Annotated in this window: 22 protein-coding genes and 1 other annotated feature (1 of these 23 only partly in view); all 22 genes read right to left on the reverse strand. The window is 53.0% G+C overall.

What is annotated here, in order from left to right:
- Positions 1 to 1,722, reverse strand: partial view of a LysM peptidoglycan-binding domain-containing protein gene (locus tag MKZ15_RS17715; RefSeq protein WP_339817177.1) — the 5' portion only. It extends 429 nt beyond the left edge of the window; 1,722 of the gene's 2,151 nt are visible here — the first part of the coding sequence; the start codon lies at positions 1,720 to 1,722; its stop codon lies off the left edge, out of view.
- Positions 1,723 to 1,886: 164 nt separating this feature from the next.
- The gene (gene ilvE / locus MKZ15_RS17720) at positions 1,887 to 2,765 is read right to left on the reverse strand and encodes a branched-chain-amino-acid transaminase (protein WP_155608650.1); all 879 of its coding nucleotides are present in this window, start codon (positions 2,763 to 2,765) and stop codon (positions 1,887 to 1,889) included.
- A complete protein-coding gene (gene pheA / locus MKZ15_RS17725; protein ID WP_155608649.1) occupies positions 2,765 to 3,661 on the reverse strand; it encodes a prephenate dehydratase in 897 nt (298 codons plus the stop codon). The genes ilvE and pheA overlap by 1 nt, the downstream gene beginning before the upstream one ends.
- 78 nt (positions 3,662 to 3,739) lie before the next feature.
- On the reverse strand, positions 3,740 to 4,696 hold the full coding sequence (gene thrB / locus MKZ15_RS17730) for a homoserine kinase (RefSeq protein ID WP_339817178.1): 957 nt from the start codon (positions 4,694 to 4,696) through the stop codon (positions 3,740 to 3,742).
- Positions 4,693 to 5,763, reverse strand: coding sequence for a threonine synthase (gene thrC / locus MKZ15_RS17735; RefSeq protein WP_339817180.1), 1,071 nt, complete (start codon positions 5,761 to 5,763; stop codon positions 4,693 to 4,695). The genes thrB and thrC overlap by 4 nt, the downstream gene beginning before the upstream one ends.
- Positions 5,764 to 5,795: 32 nt before the next feature.
- The gene (locus MKZ15_RS17740) at positions 5,796 to 7,082 is read right to left on the reverse strand and encodes a homoserine dehydrogenase (RefSeq protein ID WP_193418042.1); all 1,287 of its coding nucleotides are present in this window, start codon (positions 7,080 to 7,082) and stop codon (positions 5,796 to 5,798) included.
- A 52-nt stretch (positions 7,083 to 7,134) separates the two neighbouring features.
- Positions 7,135 to 7,572, reverse strand: coding sequence for an ACT domain-containing protein (locus MKZ15_RS17745; RefSeq protein ID WP_193418044.1), 438 nt, complete (start codon positions 7,570 to 7,572; stop codon positions 7,135 to 7,137).
- 125 nt (positions 7,573 to 7,697) lie between these two features.
- Positions 7,698 to 9,011 carry a GTPase ObgE gene (obgE, locus tag MKZ15_RS17750; protein WP_193418046.1) on the reverse strand — a complete coding sequence of 438 codons (1,314 nt, stop codon included), beginning with the start codon at positions 9,009 to 9,011 and terminating at the stop codon, positions 7,698 to 7,700.
- The gene (locus MKZ15_RS17755) at positions 9,002 to 9,766 is read right to left on the reverse strand and encodes a Spo0B domain-containing protein (protein ID WP_339817183.1); all 765 of its coding nucleotides are present in this window, start codon (positions 9,764 to 9,766) and stop codon (positions 9,002 to 9,004) included. Before MKZ15_RS17755 ends, obgE begins: the two co-directional genes overlap by 10 nt.
- Before the next feature lie 155 nt (positions 9,767 to 9,921).
- Complete coding sequence (rpmA, locus tag MKZ15_RS17760) at positions 9,922 to 10,233, reverse strand: 50S ribosomal protein L27 (RefSeq protein WP_036620517.1); 312 nt, start codon at positions 10,231 to 10,233, stop codon at positions 9,922 to 9,924.
- A gap of 18 nt (positions 10,234 to 10,251) precedes the next feature.
- A complete protein-coding gene (locus MKZ15_RS17765) occupies positions 10,252 to 10,584 on the reverse strand; it encodes a ribosomal-processing cysteine protease Prp (protein WP_339817186.1) in 333 nt (110 codons plus the stop codon).
- 14 nt (positions 10,585 to 10,598) lie between these two features.
- Positions 10,599 to 10,910: a 50S ribosomal protein L21 gene (gene rplU / locus MKZ15_RS17770; protein WP_059040908.1), complete on the reverse strand. Its 312-nt coding sequence runs from the start codon at positions 10,908 to 10,910 to the stop codon at positions 10,599 to 10,601.
- A 13-nt stretch (positions 10,911 to 10,923) separates the two neighbouring features.
- Positions 10,924 to 11,010: a sequence feature (ribosomal protein L21 leader region), on the reverse strand.
- Positions 11,011 to 11,065: 55 nt separating this feature from the next.
- The gene (locus tag MKZ15_RS17775; RefSeq protein WP_155608642.1) at positions 11,066 to 12,253 is read right to left on the reverse strand and encodes an Rne/Rng family ribonuclease; all 1,188 of its coding nucleotides are present in this window, start codon (positions 12,251 to 12,253) and stop codon (positions 11,066 to 11,068) included.
- Positions 12,254 to 12,344: 91 nt separating this feature from the next.
- Complete coding sequence (locus tag MKZ15_RS17780; protein WP_155608641.1) at positions 12,345 to 13,202, reverse strand: M50 family metallopeptidase; 858 nt, start codon at positions 13,200 to 13,202, stop codon at positions 12,345 to 12,347.
- Positions 13,195 to 14,112: a M23 family metallopeptidase gene (locus tag MKZ15_RS17785; RefSeq protein ID WP_339817189.1), complete on the reverse strand. Its 918-nt coding sequence runs from the start codon at positions 14,110 to 14,112 to the stop codon at positions 13,195 to 13,197. The genes MKZ15_RS17780 and MKZ15_RS17785 overlap by 8 nt, the downstream gene beginning before the upstream one ends.
- A gap of 147 nt (positions 14,113 to 14,259) precedes the next feature.
- A complete protein-coding gene (locus MKZ15_RS17790; RefSeq protein ID WP_339817190.1) occupies positions 14,260 to 15,405 on the reverse strand; it encodes an FtsW/RodA/SpoVE family cell cycle protein in 1,146 nt (381 codons plus the stop codon).
- Between the two features lie 3 nt (positions 15,406 to 15,408).
- Complete coding sequence (gene minD / locus MKZ15_RS17795) at positions 15,409 to 16,206, reverse strand: septum site-determining protein MinD (RefSeq protein WP_155608638.1); 798 nt, start codon at positions 16,204 to 16,206, stop codon at positions 15,409 to 15,411.
- Between the two features lie 3 nt (positions 16,207 to 16,209).
- Positions 16,210 to 16,869, reverse strand: a complete 660-nt coding sequence (gene minC / locus MKZ15_RS17800) for a septum site-determining protein MinC (protein ID WP_155608637.1) — start codon at positions 16,867 to 16,869, stop codon at positions 16,210 to 16,212.
- 78 nt (positions 16,870 to 16,947) lie between these two features.
- Complete coding sequence (gene mreD, locus MKZ15_RS17805; RefSeq protein WP_213623374.1) at positions 16,948 to 17,478, reverse strand: rod shape-determining protein MreD; 531 nt, start codon at positions 17,476 to 17,478, stop codon at positions 16,948 to 16,950.
- On the reverse strand, positions 17,475 to 18,353 hold the full coding sequence (gene mreC, locus MKZ15_RS17810) for a rod shape-determining protein MreC (RefSeq protein ID WP_213623373.1): 879 nt from the start codon (positions 18,351 to 18,353) through the stop codon (positions 17,475 to 17,477). The genes mreD and mreC overlap by 4 nt, the downstream gene beginning before the upstream one ends.
- Before the next feature lie 96 nt (positions 18,354 to 18,449).
- Positions 18,450 to 19,484 carry a rod shape-determining protein gene (locus tag MKZ15_RS17815; RefSeq protein WP_193418068.1) on the reverse strand — a complete coding sequence of 345 codons (1,035 nt, stop codon included), beginning with the start codon at positions 19,482 to 19,484 and terminating at the stop codon, positions 18,450 to 18,452.
- A 524-nt stretch (positions 19,485 to 20,008) separates the two neighbouring features.
- Positions 20,009 to 20,698 carry a DNA repair protein RadC gene (gene radC / locus MKZ15_RS17820; RefSeq protein ID WP_339822495.1) on the reverse strand — a complete coding sequence of 230 codons (690 nt, stop codon included), beginning with the start codon at positions 20,696 to 20,698 and terminating at the stop codon, positions 20,009 to 20,011.
- Between the last annotated feature and the right edge of the window lie 18 nt (positions 20,699 to 20,716).

Consider the following 20,716-nt stretch of genomic DNA (forward strand, 5'->3'; position numbering starts at 1 on the left):
CTGATGACCCCAATCCATGGTCTGAGGGTAGAAGCTATTACCGTACGATTCAGGGGATACGGCCTGTGGCGAAATTCCAAGCGGCTGATATCCTGCATTGGGAGCTTGATTGGCGTATGGGCTCACCCCTCCCAAATTGGGCATTTGCGACACGAGAGCGTTAACGTTTGAAATCCCCGGATACTCCCCTTCCGTCGGGGAGAGTGCTGTTGGTTGCTGTGGCATTGAAGTGTTGTCGTAAAGAGCGGATACAGGTTCGGCTGCCACCGGATATTGATAAAAAGGAGGATAGGCTTCTTGAGCCGTATACGAATACGGGGTAGCTCCCGAGCATCCACAAGGTGAAGGGGCGTAACCCATGGCCGGAAGTACAGTCGGAGATGGTTGTGTTGGGAAGAACTGCGACATACCGTGACTCGGATAGGCAGGGTTTGCGTATTGGATAGGTTGCACATTCGGCCCATATCCATAAGGGCTAACTCCCGTAGGTTCGCTTTTCATCGGCTCATATCCATAAGGGCTAACTCCCGTAGGTTCGCTTTTCATCGGCTCATATCCATAAGGGCTGACTCCCATAGGTTCGCCTTTCATCGGCTCATATCCATAAGGGCTGACTCCCATAGGTTCGCCTTTCATCGGCTCATATCCATAAGGGCTAACTCCCATAGGTTCGCCTTTCATCGGCTCATATCCATAAGGGCTGACTCCCATAGGTTCGCCTTTCATCGGCTCATAACCATAAGGGCTAACTCCCGTAGGTTCACCTTTCATCGGCTCATACCCATAAGGGCTAACTCCCATAGGTTCGCCTTTCATCGGCTCATATCCATAAGGGCTAACTCCCATAGGTTCGCCTTTCATCGGCTCATATCCATAAGGGCTGACTCCCATAGGTTCGCCTTTCATCGGGACATTGGCCGCAGGGCTGACGTTCGTCGGCCCATAATTGGCTGGTGCGACATTCATCGGTTGATAGTTATAGGGTTCAACTTTAACCGGCTCCTGCTTTTGCGGCTGATATTGAATCGGCTGGAGTTTCGTGGATTCATATTGTATTTGCTCCACTTCAATTTTGATCTCCATGGGTACTGTTTTGGGCGGTTCGACATGTACCGGTTGCTGTTTCGGCGGCATAACATTGATTGGTTCTACCTTCGCTGGTTCAACCTTCGCCGGCTCTTCTTTCGGTTTCGGTTTTTCCGTTTGAATAGGTTGAACCTTAGGGACTTCCATCTTCGGCGGCTTCGGCGCCGTCATTTCCGGCTTGACGCCTGTCGGAGCTTTCGTGCCCGTACCGGCAATGGGGGCCGTGTTCTTCTTACCGGTTTGCGCCGGCGACAATCCCATGTTAGGTCCTGGCGGGTTGGCGGCTCCGCCGGCGGGCGATCCCGTACCCGTCGGAATGTTTACAACATCCCCTACCTTTAACTGGTTCGGATCGCTAAGCTGAGGATTTGCCGCGATCAGGGTCTGTAAAGGCAGGCCCCAGGCTTTGGACAACTTCCACAACGTGTCCCCTTGCTTCACGACGTGCTTGTAGATATTGCCCGATTCACCGCCGATCGGCACAGCCACGGCTGGAATCTTCACTTTGTCGCCGACGTTCAACTGATCCGGATTGGCGAACTGCGGGTTAGCTTCGATCAGTTTCTCCAGAGGCACGTTATACTTTTTTGAGAGCTCAAACAAAGTATCGCCTTTTTTCACAATATGGATTTTCACGCGATAAAGACCTCCTAGGTTTCTTCTCCGGTACGTGATGATCGCCCGGGGCCCATTTATTACATCCTATGCAGGCGCCCGGTTTTTGACATCCAGGAAAAGAAAAAATCCTATCTCCCTCTTAGGTCAAGGAAAATAGGATTCATGCTAGCTCTCGCGCGTTCTTACCAAACCTTCACTCCGTCCTGATCTACGATCGCACGGAATTCCTCCAGCAGCTTCAGCGTGATTGGACCGGCATGTCCCTCTCCGATGATGCGGCCGTCGACTTCACGTACGGCGATGACCTCAGCAGCCGTCCCTGTCAGGAACACTTCGTCAGCGACATACACATCGTGAAGCGTAAACGGCTGTTCTTGGATACTGTAGCCTCTCTTGCGGCAAATCTCGATGATCGCCTGGCGGGTAATTCCGTCCAGTGCCCCCAAGTAACATGGAGGGGTGGTGATCATTCCGTTCTTGACGATGAAAATATTGTCGCCCGAGCCCTCGGTCACGTACCCTTGTGCGTTCAGCATGATCGCTTCGCCCGCACCGGACAGGTTCGATTGGATTTTCACCAAAATATTGTTCAAATAGTTCAGCGATTTGATTTTCGGGTTCAGGGCATCGGGGATGTTGCGCCGCGTCGATACGGAAACGGTTTTCAGCCCGGTTTTGTAGGCTTCTTCCGAATAGATCGCGAGTTGCTCCACGATGATGACGACCGATGCTTTCGGGCAACGGTTCGGATCGAGACCTAAGTTACCGGCGCCGCGGGAAACAACCAGACGGATGTAACCGTTGCGAAGCTCATTGCGGCGAAGCGTCTCCACTAGCGCGTTCTCCATTTCCTGATACGTCAGCGGAATCTCCAGCATGATGGATTTAGCTGAATCGTAAAGACGGTCCAAATGCTCTTTGCATTTAAAAATATTTCCGTTATAAATGCGGATGCCTTCGAAAATGCCGTCTCCGTACAAAAAACCATGATCATATACGGAAACCTTTGCTTGATCTTTGGTTACGTATTGTCCATCTAAGTAAATCCATTGTTCTGCCATTATTTTGGCACCTCCGCTTTTTGTTCTCCAAACGATAAGCTGGGATAACTCCCCAGCACGCGTACTTGGCAACCCAATGCTTCGATTTCTCCAATCGCTGAGCTGAGCAGCACGGCATCGAGAGATTCAAGCACATCCATAATAAAATAGTAATTGCCAAGCCGTTTCTTGGTGGGACGCGACTCAATTCGCGACAAATTCAGTTTACGCCATGCGAACGCGGACAATACCTGATGCAATGCACCTGGAAAATCCTCCGGCAGCGTCACAAGCAGACTCGTTTTGTTCTGGGCTGCCGGGATTGCCAGTTCCAGCGGCTGAGGGCCGATTAGAACAAACCGGGTATAGTTGTTGTCATGATCCGTCACTTGGCGGGCCAGGACATCCAAACCGTACCGCTTGGCTCCGAGTGCCGTACCGATCGCCATCCAACCTTGTCCCGGATTCTTCTTCACCAGTTCCACCGCTTCCGAAGTGCTGCCCGCATGCTCCAATTCCGCTCGCGGCATCCGTGAGCGGATAAATTGCAGACACTGGGCCATCGCAACCGGATGTGACAACACCTTCGTCACTTTGGAATAATCGATATCGCCAGGTTGATCCCCCGATTGGAACTCCTCCCGATTGCCGATCAAATTCTGCACGGAAGGATATACCCATTCGATTTGCATCGGAATATCCACCTCATGGACAAGCCAGTCCATATGGAGGCTGACAGAGCCTTCGATCGTATTCTCCATGGGGATGACGCTGTAATCACTGTGACCGCTGGCCGTAGCTAAGAATACGTCGGATATCTGCTTGAAATGAAGCAGCTCCACCGGCTCATCGCCGAACAGGTGCAGCGCTGCTTCATGGGACACCGAGCCTTCCGGCAGCAATGCTATTCGTTTCATCTCTACTACTCACTCCCTAACTTCATCCAACGGTCTCGGTGCTCCAATTCTATTGAATGCAGCCGGTCTACCCGCCCTCTAAGCCTGAATATAATCCAAAAATGAACCTTCACTCTCCATAGTAAGCGCCACGGCCCCCAATGTGCAAGGTTTCAATCGCATCGTCTGCGCGGTGATGCCCTGCTCGCCAAGCACCTCAAGGAGGAACCCCTCAAGCTGATCTTCCGCTCCCTTACGGCGGTCCGTCAAACAGAGCAGCGTCGGACCGGCCCCGCTCAAGGCGGCGCCTAACGCTCCATGGGCCGTCGCTTCCTCAAGGATCCGAGCCATGCCCGGCACCAGCGATGCCCGGTAGGGTTGATGCAGCCGATCGCGCATTGCGACCGGGATCAGGTCCAACCGACCCGAGGTCAGCGCCGCGGTCAGCAGCGAAGAGTGGCTGACGTTGTATACCGCATCCTGCAGGCTAATCTGCTTAGGCAATGCCTCGCGAGCCTTGGAGGTGGACAACTGAAAATCAGGGATGGCCACAAGCACCTCGAGATCCGCTGGCGGCTCGATGCGCAGCACATCGGCGTGCGTTCCGTCCCAGACGGCGGTAATGATCCCGCCGAAAAGGGAAGCACCCACGTTATCCGGATGCTTCTCCAGCGCCGTCGCCATATCGAACAGCTTCGCTTGGCTCAAAGGCTCGCCGATCAGCAGATTGGCGGCAAACAGCGCCCCGACGATCGCCGAAGCGCTGCTGCCAAGCCCGCGGGTCAGCGGAATATCCGATTTCATCGAGATTTCCAACTCCGGCAAAGTCACGCCAGCTTCCGCAAACACCGTTTGCGCGACCTGATACACCAGATTGCTTTTATCGGTCGGCAGCCCCTCCAGGTTCTCCCCATGTAGGCGGAAAACCGTGGAATCGGCCGGTTTCATTTCGATCCAAGAATAGAGATTCAGCGCCATACCTAGCGTATCGAAGCCAGGGCCTAAGTTCGCCGTGCTTGCCGGCACCTTGACCCGAACGCCTTCTTGGCGAATCATGCCTGGGCTCCTTGCAGCTTGGCGATCGCATCCAGCACCGCTTCTTCCGTGTCCTGAACGACGAGCGGTTCGCCGCCGATGCTCTTGATGGCGATATTCGGATCCTTCAGGCCATGCCCTGTCAGAACGCAGACCACTGTCTCTCCGCCTTTAAAATATCCCTCGCGTTTCAGCTTATAAACGCCGGCGATGGAAGCCGCCGAAGCGGGCTCGGCAAAAATGCCTTCCTTCGCGGCTATGATCCGATATGCATCGAGAATTTCATCATCCGTTACGTAATTGATCTGCCCGCCGGACTCTTCCGCTGCAGCAATAGCCGTCTTCCAACTTGCCGGGTTACCGATCCGGATGGCGGTCGCAATGGTTTCCGGCTCCAAGATCGGTTCGCCTTTGACAATCGCCATCGCACCTTCGGCTTCGAAACCGACCATCCGTGGCAAGGAAGTCGATTTGCCACGCTCATGATATTCCTTGAAGCCTTTCCAGTAAGCCGAGATGTTACCGGCGTTGCCGACCGGAATGGCGAGTACATCAGGGGCCTTCCCTAGTTGGTCGCACACTTCGAATGCCGCCGTTTTCTGGCCTTCGATGCGGTACGGGTTCACCGAGTTCACTAACGTGATCGGATGCTTGGCGGTAATGTCGCGTACAATCTCGAGCGCCCGGTCGAAGTTTCCTTCGATCGCGATCACTTTCGCGCCGTAGATCATCGCCTGAGCCAGCTTGCCGAGAGCAATGTTGTTATTGGGAATCAATACGATACAATCGATCCCTGCACGGGCGGCGTAGGCCGCAGCAGCAGCTGAAGTATTCCCCGTAGATGCGCACATGATTGTCTGGCTGCCTTCCTCGACCGCTTTGGCGACGGCCATGACCATGCCGCGATCCTTAAACGAGCCGGTCGGGTTCAACCCTTCATATTTGAAGTATAGGTCAAGCCCCAGCTCCTTCGAGAGGTTCTCTGCGCGAACCAGCGGGGTATTGCCTTCCTGCAGTGTCAGCTTCGGCGTCTTGTCGTTCACCGGCAAATATTCCTTGTACGTTTCCAGCAATCCAAGATATCTCATCCAATAAGAACTCCTTTATCTGATTAATGTGATTATCCCTCTACGCGGTACACGCTTTTGATCCGATGGATGACGTCCAGCGATTCGAAATGGGCCAGAACCTTATTCATACTGGCCTTGCTAGCGTTGTGCGTCACGATCATGATCTCAGCGCCGGCCAAATTCGTGTTCGGCGATTGCACGACCGATTCCAGGCTGACCTCGTATTCGGCAAAAACCTGAGTGATTTGCGCCAAGACGCCAGCTTTGTCGTCGACGTGTAGCAACAGGAAATTCTTGTAGGCGATTTGTTCGTCCGTTTTGAGCTTCTTCGGCTTATATGGAACGATCGCCTTCAAACCGTTGACGCCAAGCTTAAGGTTCTTGACGACGGCAACCAGGTCCGCCACCACGGAGGTGGCGGTCGGCATCTCCCCGGCGCCTGCTCCATAGAACATCGTTTCGCCAACAGCTTCCCCGTGCACGTACACCGCGTTGTATACGCCGTTTACAGCCGCGATCGGATGCGTTTTCTTGACCATGGTCGGCTGCACCGTAATGCTGAATTCGTCATCCTGCCGTTCGGCGATGCCAAGCAGCTTCATCTCGTAACCGAGACGCTTAGCATATAAAATATCTTCCCTCGACACCGATGAAATCCCCCGAACATGCACATCATTTAGTTCCACGTTCGTACGGAACCCCAGAGTCCCAAGAATCGTCATCTTACGGGCCGCATCCAATCCTTCCACGTCGGAGGTCGGATCCGACTCTGCATAACCAAGCTGTTGCGCTTCCTTCAGCACATCCTCGTAGGAGGCGCCTTCCTGGCTCATTTTGCTCAAAATATAATTGGTCGTCCCATTCACGATCCCCATGATCTTCATGATTCGATCGGAGGAAAACCCTTCAATCAACGTGCGGATGATGGGAATGCCGCCAGCCACGCTTGCCTCGTAAAACACATCGCATTGATGCTCCATCGCCTTAGCCAGAATCTCTGAGCCGTACAGCGCCATCAAATCCTTGTTGGCGGTCACGATATGCTTGCCGCGTTCCAGCGCCTCCAGAATATAAGCTTTCGTCTGATCGACGCCACCCATCACTTCCACGATAACATCGATCTCCGGGTCACGGATGACCGACCAGGGATCCTCCGTCAGCTTGCGCGGATCCACATCGATGCTGCGTGTTTTTGCTAACGTCTTAACGGCGATTTTCTCGATGACGATCGGCGAACCAACCTGACTGCTGAGATCCTCCTGATGTCCTTCCAAGATCCGGACGACGCCAGTCCCCACCGTGCCGAGTCCGAGCAGTCCTACTTTCACAGGCTTCACAGCCGTCCCCTCCCGTTATCCAATCGCGGGTATTCCCGCATGGCTTCTTCTCTTATCCTTGCCCAACAATCTGCGTTCTCCTAACTCCCGGGATGCCTTGCAGCGAGTTCAGCATCACATCCAGCTCCTCGGTTAAGCGCGAGGTTTCCACGGAAATCACGACATTCGCTTTGCCTTGAAGCGGTATACTTTGGTTTATCGTCAAAACGTTACCGCCTGACCCGGCGATCAGCGCAAGCACTTTCGACAAAATTCCCGACCGGTGCTCCAGGTCAAACGAAATCGTCACGATGCTTTCCCGTTCAATTTGATTTAATTGATGAATGCCGTCCTTGTACTTGTAAAAGGCGCTGCGGCTCAAGCCGACCTGAGCTACGGCCTCATGCACTGTTTTCGCATCGCCGGAGGCCAGCAGTTGCTTCACCTGCAACGTTTTAACCACCGCTTCAGGCAAAATATCCTCGCGTACCAAATAGTAGTGCTCTTTCACGAACGTCCTCTCCTTAGAGACCTTTGTTTTCGTATAGTGGACATTATAACGGAAATCAGGCAGAGTGGCAATGCTTTTTATCCCGCCTTATATTAAAAAAAGCACCCAAAAGGTGCTTTTTCACATCAATAATAGTAGCTGCTGCCTTCGACAAATTCAAATTCGAAGTCGCCGATACGAACCAGTGTCCCGTCCTTAGCGCCCCGCTTACGCAGCTCTTCGTCAACGCCCATATGCCGCAGCGTGCGGGCCAGCTTCAGAATTGCATCATGGGAATTCAGCTGCATCCGTTTCATCATCCGCTCGATTTTCACGCTTTCCACCACAAACGTCTCGTTCTCGCGGCGAATCGTAAAGCTTTCGTCTTCCGTCTTGTCCAATTTGAAAATTTTACGCTCCGCGAGTTCGGTGACTTCCTCGATCGCCGGTGCTTCCGGAATTTGATCCAGCAGATCCGACACGCGGTACAACAGTTCCTGGATGCCCTGACGGGTCAGAGAGGAAATCGGCATGATCTCCAGATCCCCGCGTACCTTTGCGACTTCCTCGCGGAATCTCTCCAGATACTCCGCCGCTTCGGGCATATCCATCTTATTCGCGGCCACGATCTGCGGACGTTTCTCCAAATCCGCGTTGTATTGCCGCAGTTCGTCGTTGATCTTCTGCCAATCGTCAAACGGGTCGCGTCCTTCCGAACCGGCCATATCGACGACATGAACGATAAGCCTTGTCCGCTCCACGTGACGCAAGAATTCATGGCCGAGGCCAACGCCTTCATGGGCGCCTTCGATCAACCCGGGCAAATCCGCCATCACGAAGCTGCGCCCGTCGCCCACCTCAACGACACCAAGATTCGGGGTGATCGTTGTGAAATGGTAGGCGCCGATTTTCGGTTTGGCTGCCGATACGACCGACAACAACGTTGATTTCCCGACACTCGGGAATCCAACTAGTCCGACATCGGCCATCACCTTCAGCTCCAGCACAACCCAGCGCTCTTGGCCTTCTTCGCCATGCTCTGCGAGCTCGGGAGCCGGATTGCTTGGCGTAGCGAAACGGATGTTGCCGCGTCCGCCCCGCCCGCCGCGGGCGACAACAATTTGCTGCCCATGGCGCGTCAAATCGGCAATTACCTCCTGGGAGTCATCGTCGATGACGACCGTTCCCGGAGGAACCCTTACGATCATATTCTCCGCATTCGCCCCGTGCTGGCTCTTATTCCGCCCTTTTTCCCCACGCTGCGCCTTAAAATGCCGCTGATATCGAAAGTCCATCAACGTTCTTAGGCCTTCGTCGACGCGAAAGATCACGTCGCCGCCTTTACCTCCGTCACCGCCGGCCGGACCGCCCTCGGGTACGTACTTCTCTCGGCGAAAGGCTACGAGCCCATCGCCGCCGTCGCCCCCTTTGACATAAATTTTCGCTTTATCTACAAACATGCGTTCACCTCGTTTATTTTTCCGCAAGACACCCGAAGCCGCAGCGAACCGTTCTCCGCATCGCCTCGGTCAGCCCGTATTCGCATTCCTGTAATTCCTTCATCGATGTGACGAGCAAGTGCCTCCTGATTCCCTGTTGAACCGATCTGATCAAACCGAACCAACACTTCGCCGCCTTCGCGGTACATCGATATTTTCAGTTGTAGCGTCTCGCCCCACGAAGACCGCCCGTTAAACTGAAACACCCGTACCGATTCCACGATAGCTTCCGTCAATTCTTCCGCTTCTTCGATGGTAAGCAAACTGTCCAACTGCAGCTCGTCCTCAATATCAACCTCAAGTTGCACCGAACCGTTCACCTCGCGGAACGATTGCAAGTAGAAGACCAAAGCCGGAATGCCAAGCCTAGCGATCTTGCTCTCCACGGCCATTCGTCCTTTTATTCTTTCCACGCAATCGGCCAGTTTATCAATTTTCCGAAGCTGGATATATCCGTACAAAATCTGCAGATCGTTCATCCAATCATGGCGATGATGACCTAAAGTGGCGGAGGCGGTTCTTTGGATCGACTCCAGCAACTGCTTCCGCTCGGTTTCGGCCGCCTTCCGAAGATGCCGAACATATACCCAAAACAACACGAAAAGAGCCCCGCACAGGAGGACCTGTCCGATCGGCGATTTCAGGAAATAAGCAAGTGTCAGGCTAACGGCCGCAAGCAGCACGAACATCGCCCTCACCATGAACCGATGTTTCATATTTTCCCCGTTCCTCTAACAAATTGGGTGAAATGAAGTCCTCACCCTGGCATCACTACCCAGTATAACATACCTAAATCAAGTTCGCTCTCGTTATGTATGTAAAAAAAGATAAGCCCTGACACCAACGTGCCAGGGCTCTTGCTTATAAGCTCTTAAGCTTCGACTGTAGCCGCTACAGGAGCGGTTTCCACAGGGTAGACGCTCACTTTTTTGCGATCGCGACCCCAACGTTCGAATTTCACAACGCCGTCGACTTTAGCAAACAGCGTATCGTCCGAACCGATGCCTACGTTCGTACCTGGGTGAATTTTCGTTCCGCGTTGACGAACGAGAATGCTTCCGCCCGTTACGACTTGACCGTCAGCACGTTTCACGCCAAGGCGTTTCGCGATGCTGTCGCGTCCGTTCTTCGTGGAGCCTACGCCCTTTTTGGAAGCGAATAACTGGAGATCCAATTTCAACATTGTAGTCTACCTCCTTCTTCAAATAATGACGTCCTGTATCTGAATATACTTCCCGTATGATTCTTCGATACTCTTTAGCATAACGACAAGCGAGGCAAGCAGCAATTGCGCTTGTTCTTCGGCTTCCGTCCGGGCCGTAGCAGGAAGATCCGCGCTAAGAAAGCCGTTCTTCATCCTGGAGTCCATGACAATGCCAGTCAACGCTTCAATCGAATTGACCGTTCCTACGGTCACGGCTGAAACGCCCGCACAGACGATGTCCTCCCCAGCCTTGGCGTAGCCGGCATGGCCTTCCACCTCAAAACCTGTGATGCCGTTATCCTTCCGGCGCAATATGGAGACGAAAATCAAATTACCGCACCTTCTTACGCTTGGATTTTCTCGATGGTTACTTTCGTGTAAGGTTGACGATGACCTTGCTTCTTGTGGTAGTTCTTCTTCGGTTTGTATTTGTAAACGATCACTTTTTGGCCTTTGCCGTGTTTTTCGACTTTCGCCGTTACACTAGCACCGGATACCAATGGAGCTCCCGTTACCAATCCTTCGCCTTTGGATACTGCCAACACACGGTCGAACGTTACGCTTGCGCCGTCTTCAGCGTTCAATTTCTCGATGTAAAGCACATCGCCTTCTTGAACACGGTATTGTTTACCGCCAGTTTCGATAATTGCGTACATTTGCTTGCACCTCCTCATGTCTCAGACTCGCCTGATTCAGGTGCCGATAGACGCTAGGTCCAGCGGACTTGTAACCCGATCGGAGCGGTTGCAGCATGTGCACAAGCTAACTTATGACACATACCCTAATATACTATCATGGGCCTCGTAAAAAATCAACTGATTACCGTATTCTCTTCTCTCATTCTTTTCCGCGTCATTTCCAGCAAACCAAGCTTCGTCCAGCCCAAAATATGATGCTGCGTTCGGTCACCGGACATCGCTTGCTCCAACCGTTCGCAAACGGCTGAGCGATGCTCGTCGCTGTCCATGTCGATAAAATCGACGATGATAATTCCGCCGGTGTCCCGCAGCCGAATCAGCCGAGCCATTTCCTGCGCGGCCTCCAGATTCGTGCGGAACACCGTGTCCTCCAAACTGTCGCCTCCGGTAAATTTGCCGGTGTTCACGTCGATGACGGTCAGTGCCTCTGTCGTATCCCACACGAGATAGCCGCCCCCAGGCAGCCAGATCTTGCGTTGAAAATCCTTCTCCAGCTGCGGCTTCACTTCATAGTAATCAAATAAAGGGACAGCGCCTTCATGCACGATGACGCGCGGCGTCTCCCCCGGCAGCATCGCCTGTAGAAAGGCTTGCGCCTCCTCCGCCTGCTCCGGACAATCCATGATTAGCTCGTCCGTTTCCGGGCTGTACACGTCGCGCATCAGTCGCTGGATCATGCTTAGATCCTGGTGCAACACGACCGGCGCCGCAGCGTGCTTCGCCTTCTCCAGAATGGCGGCCCACTGTTTGCGCAGCTGTGTGAGGTCATCCCCGATCGCTTCACCGTCTTCTTCATCGGCAACCGTTCTCAGGATCAGCCCTTCCTCTTCCTCGCGCAATTCCTCACCGAGCATCTTAAGGCGGTATCTCTCCTCTTCGCGCCCGATCTTCTTGGAAACGGCGACATAACCGGATGTCGGCATATAAACAATCCAGCGTCCCGGCAAAGAATAATGCGTTGTTACCCGAGCCCCTTTATTGCCAATCGCTTCCTTTACAACCTGAACAACCAGCTCTTGGCCGGGCTTCAGCAGTTGCGCAATCGACGGCTTCTGCTTTGGCTGCTTTTCCAAATGAGGATGCAGCACGTCGTCGATATAGAGAAACGCGTTCTTTTTCTGACCGATATCCACAAAAGCGGCCTGCATGCCCGGAATGACATTAACCACCTTGCCTTTAATGAAACTGCCAACCAGTCCTCTATGCTGAGAACGCTCTGCCGCATACTCCACCAGTTTGCCGTTTTCCAGAAGCGCGATCTCGGTAGAGCCGGGTCCGCAGTGAACCATCATCCTTTTCATGATTTCACCCTTCATACGTTCGTCATCCATGGATCATGAACTCGCCTTATCCAGTCACATGCCCGTTTCATTATATCACGACTTTCGCGCTTCAAGCCCCGGAACCCCCCTGTAAGAAAGAGGAAATGACTCGCTGTTCCGGCACGACCGCTACGATATGCCCTTGGTGGTTCATCACATAAATAAAATGGTATTTTTCTCTTTTAAATAGACGCAAAATATGATCCAAAGGTTTCGTTTTTTCGGCAACGATCGGCTGGGCCAAAGTCCCGGTCAACAGATGTCTTGCGAAGCTACGATCCCGGTTCACCAGAAAACGCAAGAAACGATAAGGAATGTTCCGATAATCCGTCAGGTTGGAATAAAGCAGAAAAAAGCCGATCATCAGAAGATTCAGCTGCATCCCCCCGAGCCCCAGCAGCAACGGCAAGAAGGAATACACCAGCAGCAAGGCGCTGAACAGCAAGCTGATGCGGTAAGACCAAATCAGCGTGGCGTAGTAAGGCATCGTCAGGCTGCATAAGGCCTGTGAGACTTTCCCGCCGTCCAGCGGCAGGATGGGTAGCAGGTTAAATAGGGCAATCAGCAGGTTGCTTTGGATAAAATAGTCCAAAAAAGGCCCGTCCCACATCCCGGCGGCATGCAGCAACAGAGAGGCGCCGATCAGCAGGACGTTCTGCAGCGGTCCCGCCAAGGCGATGGCAATCTCCCGTCCTGCTGTCATATCCCCCGCATCCTCCAGGACCGCCACGCCCCCAAACGGAAGCATTTGAACGGACAATACCTTGATGCCGTACATGCGGGCCGCGAACACATGGCCCATCTCATGAACGAACACGATGGCGAATAAAGCAAGCAACTCCAGAAAATGACCGGTCAGCACCGACGTAAGCATGATGATGACGAACAAAGGATGAAAAGAAAACGCGATGCCTCGCCATTTAATCAAACGGAATCACATCCGCCGGATCGATATACCGGTCATCTTTTTGGATTGCAAAGTAGAGCGTCGGCAATGGGGACTGCGTTCGCGGAGGAAGGCTGCCCAGAACATCGCCCCCTTCCAGCCAGTCCCCTTTTTCGACGGAGATCTGCTCCAAATGGCCGTACACGGAGACGTAACCACCAGCATGCTGTACCGTCACCGTCTGTCCGGTAACGGCATCCCGGGCAACGCGAAGCACCCGTCCGGTCTCGATCGTTTTTACCTGCGAACTGCCGGTGTCGGGGATAATCTCGATCCCTTTTAAGCTTAGGGCAAATGGGCTGGCCAAATGGCCGGCGATCGGCGACGAGAATCCGGCTGCCGCTCCAACTCGAAGTCCGCTATCTTCGTTGGTTTTGAATATCGGAATAAACGACGGGGCTCCGCCGAAATAACGCGTATACCAGGCCTCTACGGCTTGAAAATCCATCTCCACGGTAAGCGACTTGGCAATAAATGCTCGAATCGGAGTCGCCCAGGACGGCTCATAGCGGTTCATGCCCCAGACTGCTGCAAACAAGAGTGAGCTAATCACGAGTCGGACGAACAAAGCGGTCCAAAAGGTAGATCTTTTTCTAGGCCCGGGAACGATGGGATCCTCGGTACGGCTTCCGTAAGCCCCTCCGTAAGGATCTTGCCAACGGCCTTGTCCACGCTTCCACAACAGCTCGGGATCGGGATAGGATACGGTGAAGTCAGCGCGCTCCCCCTTCGCGTTCCGCCCCGTTTGTTCCCTCTGCGGAACCGTGGCCTGACCTGGTGCCGATTCCCATCCTCGTTCCGGACGCAGCGGGCCTGGACCCGCGGCGTCTTCCAACGTCAGCTGGCGAATCCGCTCCGCCCTCCGTTTCTTTACATTTGATTTCACGTCCATGCTTTCATCCCTCCGGTCCAATGCACGGTTTGTCCTTGGCCTGTACTTATACTTATGAACCGCTGGAGTGGAATATGAACGTACGAATACACCGCCATAGCCCCCTACGATGCAAAAAAAACCGATGCCACTCGGCACCGGTTTATCCTATTCCACCTTATATTTCTCCTGATGCAGCTTAATGCTGAACACCAGTCCGATACATAACATATTGATTAAGAGCGAGGTTCCCCCGTAGCTGATGAACGGCAACGTAATCCCGGTGATCGGCATCAGGCCGATCATCATCCCAACGTTCTCGAAGATCTGGAACAGGAACATCGCCACGATTCCGACAATGATGTAAGCTCCCCGTTTATCGATACAATGCAGAGCGATTAAGATCATCCTATAGATAAATAAGAAGTAGAGCAGCAGCAGCACCGAAGCCCCGATAAACCCAAACTCCTCGCCAACGACAACAAAGATCGAGTCCGAATACGGATACGGAACGAATTTTTTGTTCTTCAAGTCGCCTTTCATGTAACCGTCGCCGAGCAGTCCCCCGGAGCCGATGGCAATCTTGGCGTAGTTCGATTGGTGCCTGTCATCACTCGACGCTTGATCCGGGTTAATGAACGTATTGATCCGTTGGTACCAGTGGAGCTTCTGGTGCTTCTCCAAATAGTCCTGAATCTGCGTGTTATAGGCGTTAAACAACGTAACGAAGAGGATTAACGCCGCAACCGCGGCGGTTAAAGCGATCAAGACATGGCTATACCTGGCGTTGCCGATCCAGAGCATTCCTACCAGCACCACCAGATAGATGATGGCATTTCCCAAGTCCGGCTGAATCAGCACCAGAACAAACGGCAGCAGCGTCACCAAAGTGATCGGAATGATGTCGCGCCGGAATTGAAGCGGCTGCCCCATTTTTATGCCAAGTAAATACCCCGTCGTCAAGATCAGGATGACCTTCACCAGTTCGGCCGGTTGAAATTGCAGTCCCCCGATCCGAAACCAGCTTCGTGCCCCGTTGATTTCCGGCGCAAACAGGTATACCATCACCAGGAGCACGCAACCTGCGGCGTAAACATACCAGCTATAACGAAGCAACGTACGATAATCAACCAAGGCCATACCGAACACGACAACGAATCCCAGCAAATAAAATAGGATCGTCTTTACATCATAACCCTGGAACTCCGTCTCATAGGGAGCAATGGCACTGCGTACCAGGAGGGTACTGAACAGCATGAACAAGGCGAGTATCCCCACCATGAGCCAGTCCACTTTTCTAAGTTTAAAAAACAACGATTATCCACCCATTCCAAAAAACTTCTTGAAGCGCGTAAATACGCCCTTCTTCTGATCCAGCAGCATGAGCGGCACGGTGTCGCCTAATATCCGCCGCGCAATGTTGCGGTAAGCGATCGCTGCCGAAGAATCCGGATTCATCACCGTAGGCTCGCCGCTGTTCGCGGCTTTGATGACCAGTTCGTCATCCGGCACGATCCCGATCAAATCGATGTTTAGCACCTGCAAAATCCCTTCGATATCCAGCATGTCCCCGGATTTCATCATATTGATCTTAATCCGGTTCACCACCAGCTTCGGCGAAGCGATATGCGAGTTCTCCAATAAGCCGATAATCCGATCTGCATCTCGCACCGCGGCATGCTCTGGCGTCGTAACGACGATGGCCTGGTCCGCACCGGCAATGGCGTTCTTGAATCCTTGCTCGATCCCGGCCGGGCAGTCGATAATGACGAATTCGAACTCCTTCTTGAGCTCCAGAATAATATCTTTGACCTGCTCCGGCGAAATCGCATTTTTGTCTTTCGTTTGCGCCGCCGGAAGCATGTAAAGCTCATCGAACCGCTTATCCTTGACCAGCGCCTGATTTAATCGGCAGCGACCTTCCGCGACATCGATCAAATCATAGATGATTCGATTCTCCAGTCCCATGACCACGTCCAAATTTCGCAAACCGATGTCCGTATCGACCAAGCAGACTTTTTTCCCCAACAGCGCAAGCGCCGTTCCGATATTGGCCGAGGTGGTCGTTTTGCCGACCCCGCCTTTGCCGGATGTAATTACGATAGCTTGTCCCATGATTCACACCCCTTTAAACACGTTAAGGTCCGGTCTCACCCGGGTCATATTGATGATCTTGTCGATCTGCATCTTCCCTTCTCGAAGAAAAGCGAACTCCATGCTCGTTTCCCGGTTCTCCCATTCATCGGGAGGCCGGCTGATCGTCTCCGCAATCCGAAGCTGTGTCGGAGACAGGTACGAAGCCGCGATAATCGAATTCTCATTGCCCTTGATCCCCGCATGGGCCATCCCCCGCAGAGCACCCAGAATCAGAATGTCGCCGGTACATTGGATTGTCCCTCCCGGATTAACGTCCCCGATAAATAGCAGATTGCCCTCATGATGCAGCACCTGCCCCGAGCGGACGATGCCCGCAATCGTAGTCAGAGCCTGCGGGTCATCGGCGCGGACGATCTCCGGCATTTCGAAGGAGCGTACAAGCAGATTGCCTTTTTGCTTCAATATATCAAGAATCATATCCTTCTGATCGTCAGTGACGAGACGCATTCCCAGCTTCACATCGACATGGATGATCGGTCCGGTCAAAATATGTTGATGGCTAAATTCCAATTTATACTTCAATTCCTCCAGAAGACTTGAAAAGTCGCATTTGTCGTCCAGCAGGAAAACCAGGCCATCTTTTATGCCTTTAATCGTCACGTGGTTGGATTTCACTGTCATTAGCCTGTCCCTCCCCCCTAATCAATTCGCGCCGAAGCGGAAAAGTTCCTGCTTACGGCAAGCAAAATAAGCGGGAAGTCAAGCATTCTCCTCGGGAGAGCGTCGGCGAGTGATGATTTCGAGTTGACGCCTTAGCGGGACGTATATCGCCAGCGCAAACACGAACTGCACGAATACATTCGGGATGATATTGTTTTTTAGCGCCCACGTATAAGGCTGGTGGATCAGTTCGAACAGCGAATACGTGCCGAACAGGATCGAGTCCAGAAGAAGGCTGCCGAGCAATACAATGATCATCATCAGAGGCAGGGGCGCCCGTTGATTGCGGGACAAGAGCCCAAGCAGATAGCCGGACAGCCCCATGGCGAAGGAGTAGGCTCCAATCAATGCGCCATAAAAAACGATATCATGTAGCATCCCAAATACTAGACCTAGAATTAGTCCCGTATGCCGATTCTCATATACCGAGAAATAAAGAATGACCATGTAAACCAGATGAGGCGCTATCCGCGACTGCCAAGCCGATGGAACCAGCCAAGGAACCAGCGTCCCCTCCAGAATGAACAACAGGAACATCAGCAGGAATAGAATCAATTTTCGCTTGTTCACTCGCCTTCACCTTCCGGTGTAAAGACGATAAATAGTTCCTTCCAGTCCGTGAAGTTTGCCGCGGGTTCCACTGTGGCGGTATAGGTTAAGCCGTATTCTCCAACCTGGATGTCCTTCACGGTTCCCACGACCATCCCCCGAGGGAATACGCCTCCGATCCCAGAGGAGACGATCAAATCCCCCTCCTTCAACGGAGTGGCATCTTCAATCCGTGTCATCAGGAACATCCCCTGCTCGCGATCAAACGTTTCGATCATACCGAAGACGTCGTTCTCCTTCCCTTGCGCCGTAACGGCAATGCCGTTGGAATTCGGGTCCTTGGCATCCATCGCCGTAGCGAGACGGACGGTGGACGTAAAGTTGCTGACATGGCTGATTACACCAACCAAGCCTTTCTCGGAAGTGACGGCCATCCCCTCCTTGACGCCTTCCCGAGCCCCGAGGTTGACGATGATCGTGCGATTGACGGGATCGTCATTAACGCTAACTACTTGAGCGATCTTCCAGGTGTAATCGTAGATTCTTTTCTGGGCTTCCGTAAAATCAAGCTTATCCTTCAGCCGCTCATTCTCCTGCTCGATCCAGTTATAGGTCGCTTTGTCGCGGGTATAATGCGCCAATGCAATCTTGAGCTGTTCGTTCTCCTCCTGCAGCGCGCGGAGGTTCGAAATATCTTCAAACAAGCCCGCTACATAGCTAGCGGGCTTGTAAAACACGTATTGCACGAAGCCAACCGTGTCCTTAACGAATTTCTCCGGCCAAGACAAGTTGGTTCTTGGCCCTAGCGTAAATCCCATCACCGCAATAAACAAAATAAGTCCCATCAACAAAATAAACAATCTTTTGTTGCCAAGCAGCTTAAACAGTTTCCGCACCCTCCAACCATACATTTTTCTTGGAAAAACGGCATTGGCCGTCCAATTCAGGACGGCGCCGCATTCATATCAGGGGTGCCTTCTCCCGTACGAACATTATCGTTTGGAACGAAGGGCTGAACTACTTTTTGATTTGAATAAATGAATATTATCCAAGGCGCGGCCCGTACCAATCGCCACGCAATCCAGCGGATTCTCCGCCACGATCACCGGCATGCCGGTTTCACTGGCCAGCAGTTTATCCAGGTTGCGCAGCAACGCGCCGCCACCGGTCAACACGATTCCTCGGTCCATAATGTCGGCGGCCAATTCCGGCGGGCATTTCTCCAAAGTTACCTTTACCGCGTCAACGATAGCGCCTACCGTATCGCTAAGCGCGTCGGAGATTTCGTCAGAGGTGATCGTGATCGTCTTCGGCAACCCCGACACGAGGTCGCGTCCGCGAATTTCCATCGTTTCGACCTTCTCCAACGCAAGCGCGGAACCGATATCCATTTTGAGCTGCTCGGAGGTTCTCTCGCCGATCATCAGGTTATATTGGCGTTTGATGTACTGGATAATCGCCTCATCCATTTCGTCGCCCGCGACGCGGACGGATTTGCTGGTGACGATCCCGCCAAGGGAGATTACCGCGACCTCCGTCGTCCCGCCGCCGATATCTACGACCATGCTGCCGGTTGGTTCCCAAACCGGCAAATCCGCGCCAATCGCTGCAGCGAAAGGCTCCTCGATCGTATAGGCCTCGCGCGCGCCGGCTTGCTTTGTCGCGTCTTCTACGGCCCGCTGCTCAACAGCTGTGATCCCCGACGGAACGCAAACCATTACGTTCGGGTGGCGTTGAAACAGCGAACGCTGCTTTTGCGCTTGGCTAATAAAATATTTAATCATCGTTGCCGTTGTATCGAAATCGGCGATCACGCCGTCCTTCATCGGACGGATCGCCCGAATGTTGCCAGGGGTTCTGCCGATCATCTTCTTGGCGGATTCGCCGACGGCCACGATGTTCTTCGTGTCGGTATGAATCGCTACCACGGAAGGTTCCCGGACGATAATGCCCTTGCCTCTCGTATATACCAGCGTATTTGCCGTCCCTAAGTCAATACCCAAGTCTTTTGTAAAACCACCTAACATGCTGCTTCTTCCTTTCCTTCTGTATCTAACCCATTATATTAGAGGTTGTTCAAAAAGTCATCTTCCGATCACGAAGCTCATCACAGAAGTGATTTGCGGCAGCGAATCTTGAATTCAGCCGGGTCTTCCGTTGCTCACGTAGATCCGCCTACGCTCCGCTACTCAGCCCCTAGCTTCATCCAACCTTCTTGGTGCTCGAAACCTGACTTGTTGAACCTTCATTGAAACGGTTGTTCAAAAAGTCATCTTCCGATCACGAAGCTCATCACAGAAGTGATTTGCGGCAGCGAATCTTGAATTCAGCCGGGTCTTCCGTTGCTCACGTAGATCCGCCTACGCTCCGCTACTCAGCCCCTAGCTTCATCCAACCTTCTTGGTGCTCGAAACCTGACTTGTTGAACCTTCATTGAAACGGTTGTTCAAAAAGTCATCTTCCGATCACGAAGCTCATCACAGAAGTGATTTGCGGCAGCGAATCTTGAATTCAGCCGGGTCTTCCGCCCTCTCACGTAGATCCGCCTACGCTACATCAAGCCCCGCTCCTTCAAACTGACGAACTTCCCATCCCCGATGACGATGTGATCAAGCACGTCGATGCCTATGATCTCCCCCGCTTCGCAAAGCCTTCGTGTCATCCGGATATCCTCCGGACTCGGGCTGGGATCGCCGCTGGGATGATTGTGGGCACATACGACGGAAGCACTGCTGCATTTGATCGCGGCGCGGAACACCTCCCGCGGATGCACAATCGAAGCGTTCAGACTTCCGATCGAAAGCGTCTCCTGAGCTATGATATGATTTTTCGTATTCAAAAAAAGACAAACAAAATGCTCTTTCTGTAAATAGCGCATTTGCTCCATTAGCAATTCGGCTGCATCCTCCGGTCTGCGAATCGTGCGTTGTTCCGGAAGCCGCGTTTTGGCTAATCGCTGTCCCATTTCGATCCCCGCCTTCAGCTGGATCGCTTTGGCCGGACCGATGCCTTTCAGCTTCGTCATTTCGTCCAAGCTGACATCCACCAGCCCGCGGAGTCCGCCTACGCCGGATAGCAGCCGCTGTGCCACATGAACCGCCGACTCCTGGCGTGTTCCCGTGCGCAACAGGATGGCTAGCAGTTCAGCATGGCTGAGCGCACCTGCTCCATATTTCATCATTCGTTCCCTTGGCCGCTCCTCAGAAGGCAGATCACGCAGCATATAGGGAGCTTGTTCCATCGTTATCCCCCGCTTCCG

The sequence above is a fragment of the Paenibacillus sp. FSL R7-0216 genome (assembly GCF_037969915.1).
In the GTDB taxonomy this organism is placed as follows: Bacteria; Bacillota; Bacilli; order Paenibacillales; family Paenibacillaceae; genus Fontibacillus; species Fontibacillus rhizolycopersici.

Bases quoted from the DNA above. Each gene is read 5' to 3' on its own strand.
- MKZ15_RS17785 (WP_339817189.1), bottom strand. From the start codon at position 14,112: ATGGACGTGAAATCAAATGTAAAGAAACGGAGGGCGGAGCGGATTCGC.
- rplU (WP_059040908.1), bottom strand. From the start codon at position 10,910: ATGTACGCAATTATCGAAACTGGCGGTAAACAATACCGTGTTCAAGAA.
- MKZ15_RS17755 (WP_339817183.1), bottom strand. From the start codon at position 9,766: ATGAAACATCGGTTCATGGTGAGGGCGATGTTCGTGCTGCTTGCGGCC.
- minD (WP_155608638.1), bottom strand. From the start codon at position 16,206: ATGGGACAAGCTATCGTAATTACATCCGGCAAAGGCGGGGTCGGCAAA.
- ilvE (WP_155608650.1), bottom strand. From the start codon at position 2,765: ATGGCAGAACAATGGATTTACTTAGATGGACAATACGTAACCAAAGAT.
- pheA (WP_155608649.1), bottom strand. From the start codon at position 3,661: ATGAAACGAATAGCATTGCTGCCGGAAGGCTCGGTGTCCCATGAAGCA.
- obgE (WP_193418046.1), bottom strand. From the start codon at position 9,011: ATGTTTGTAGATAAAGCGAAAATTTATGTCAAAGGGGGCGACGGCGGC.
- radC (WP_339822495.1), bottom strand. From the start codon at position 20,698: ATGGAACAAGCTCCCTATATGCTGCGTGATCTGCCTTCTGAGGAGCGG.
- thrC (WP_339817180.1), bottom strand. From the start codon at position 5,763: ATGAGATATCTTGGATTGCTGGAAACGTACAAGGAATATTTGCCGGTG.
- minC (WP_155608637.1), bottom strand. From the start codon at position 16,869: ATGACAGTGAAATCCAACCACGTGACGATTAAAGGCATAAAAGATGGC.
- MKZ15_RS17775 (WP_155608642.1), bottom strand. From the start codon at position 12,253: ATGAAAAGGATGATGGTTCACTGCGGACCCGGCTCTACCGAGATCGCG.
- MKZ15_RS17815 (WP_193418068.1), bottom strand. From the start codon at position 19,484: ATGTTAGGTGGTTTTACAAAAGACTTGGGTATTGACTTAGGGACGGCA.
- rpmA (WP_036620517.1), bottom strand. From the start codon at position 10,233: ATGTTGAAATTGGATCTCCAGTTATTCGCTTCCAAAAAGGGCGTAGGC.
- thrB (WP_339817178.1), bottom strand. From the start codon at position 4,696: ATGATTCGCCAAGAAGGCGTTCGGGTCAAGGTGCCGGCAAGCACGGCG.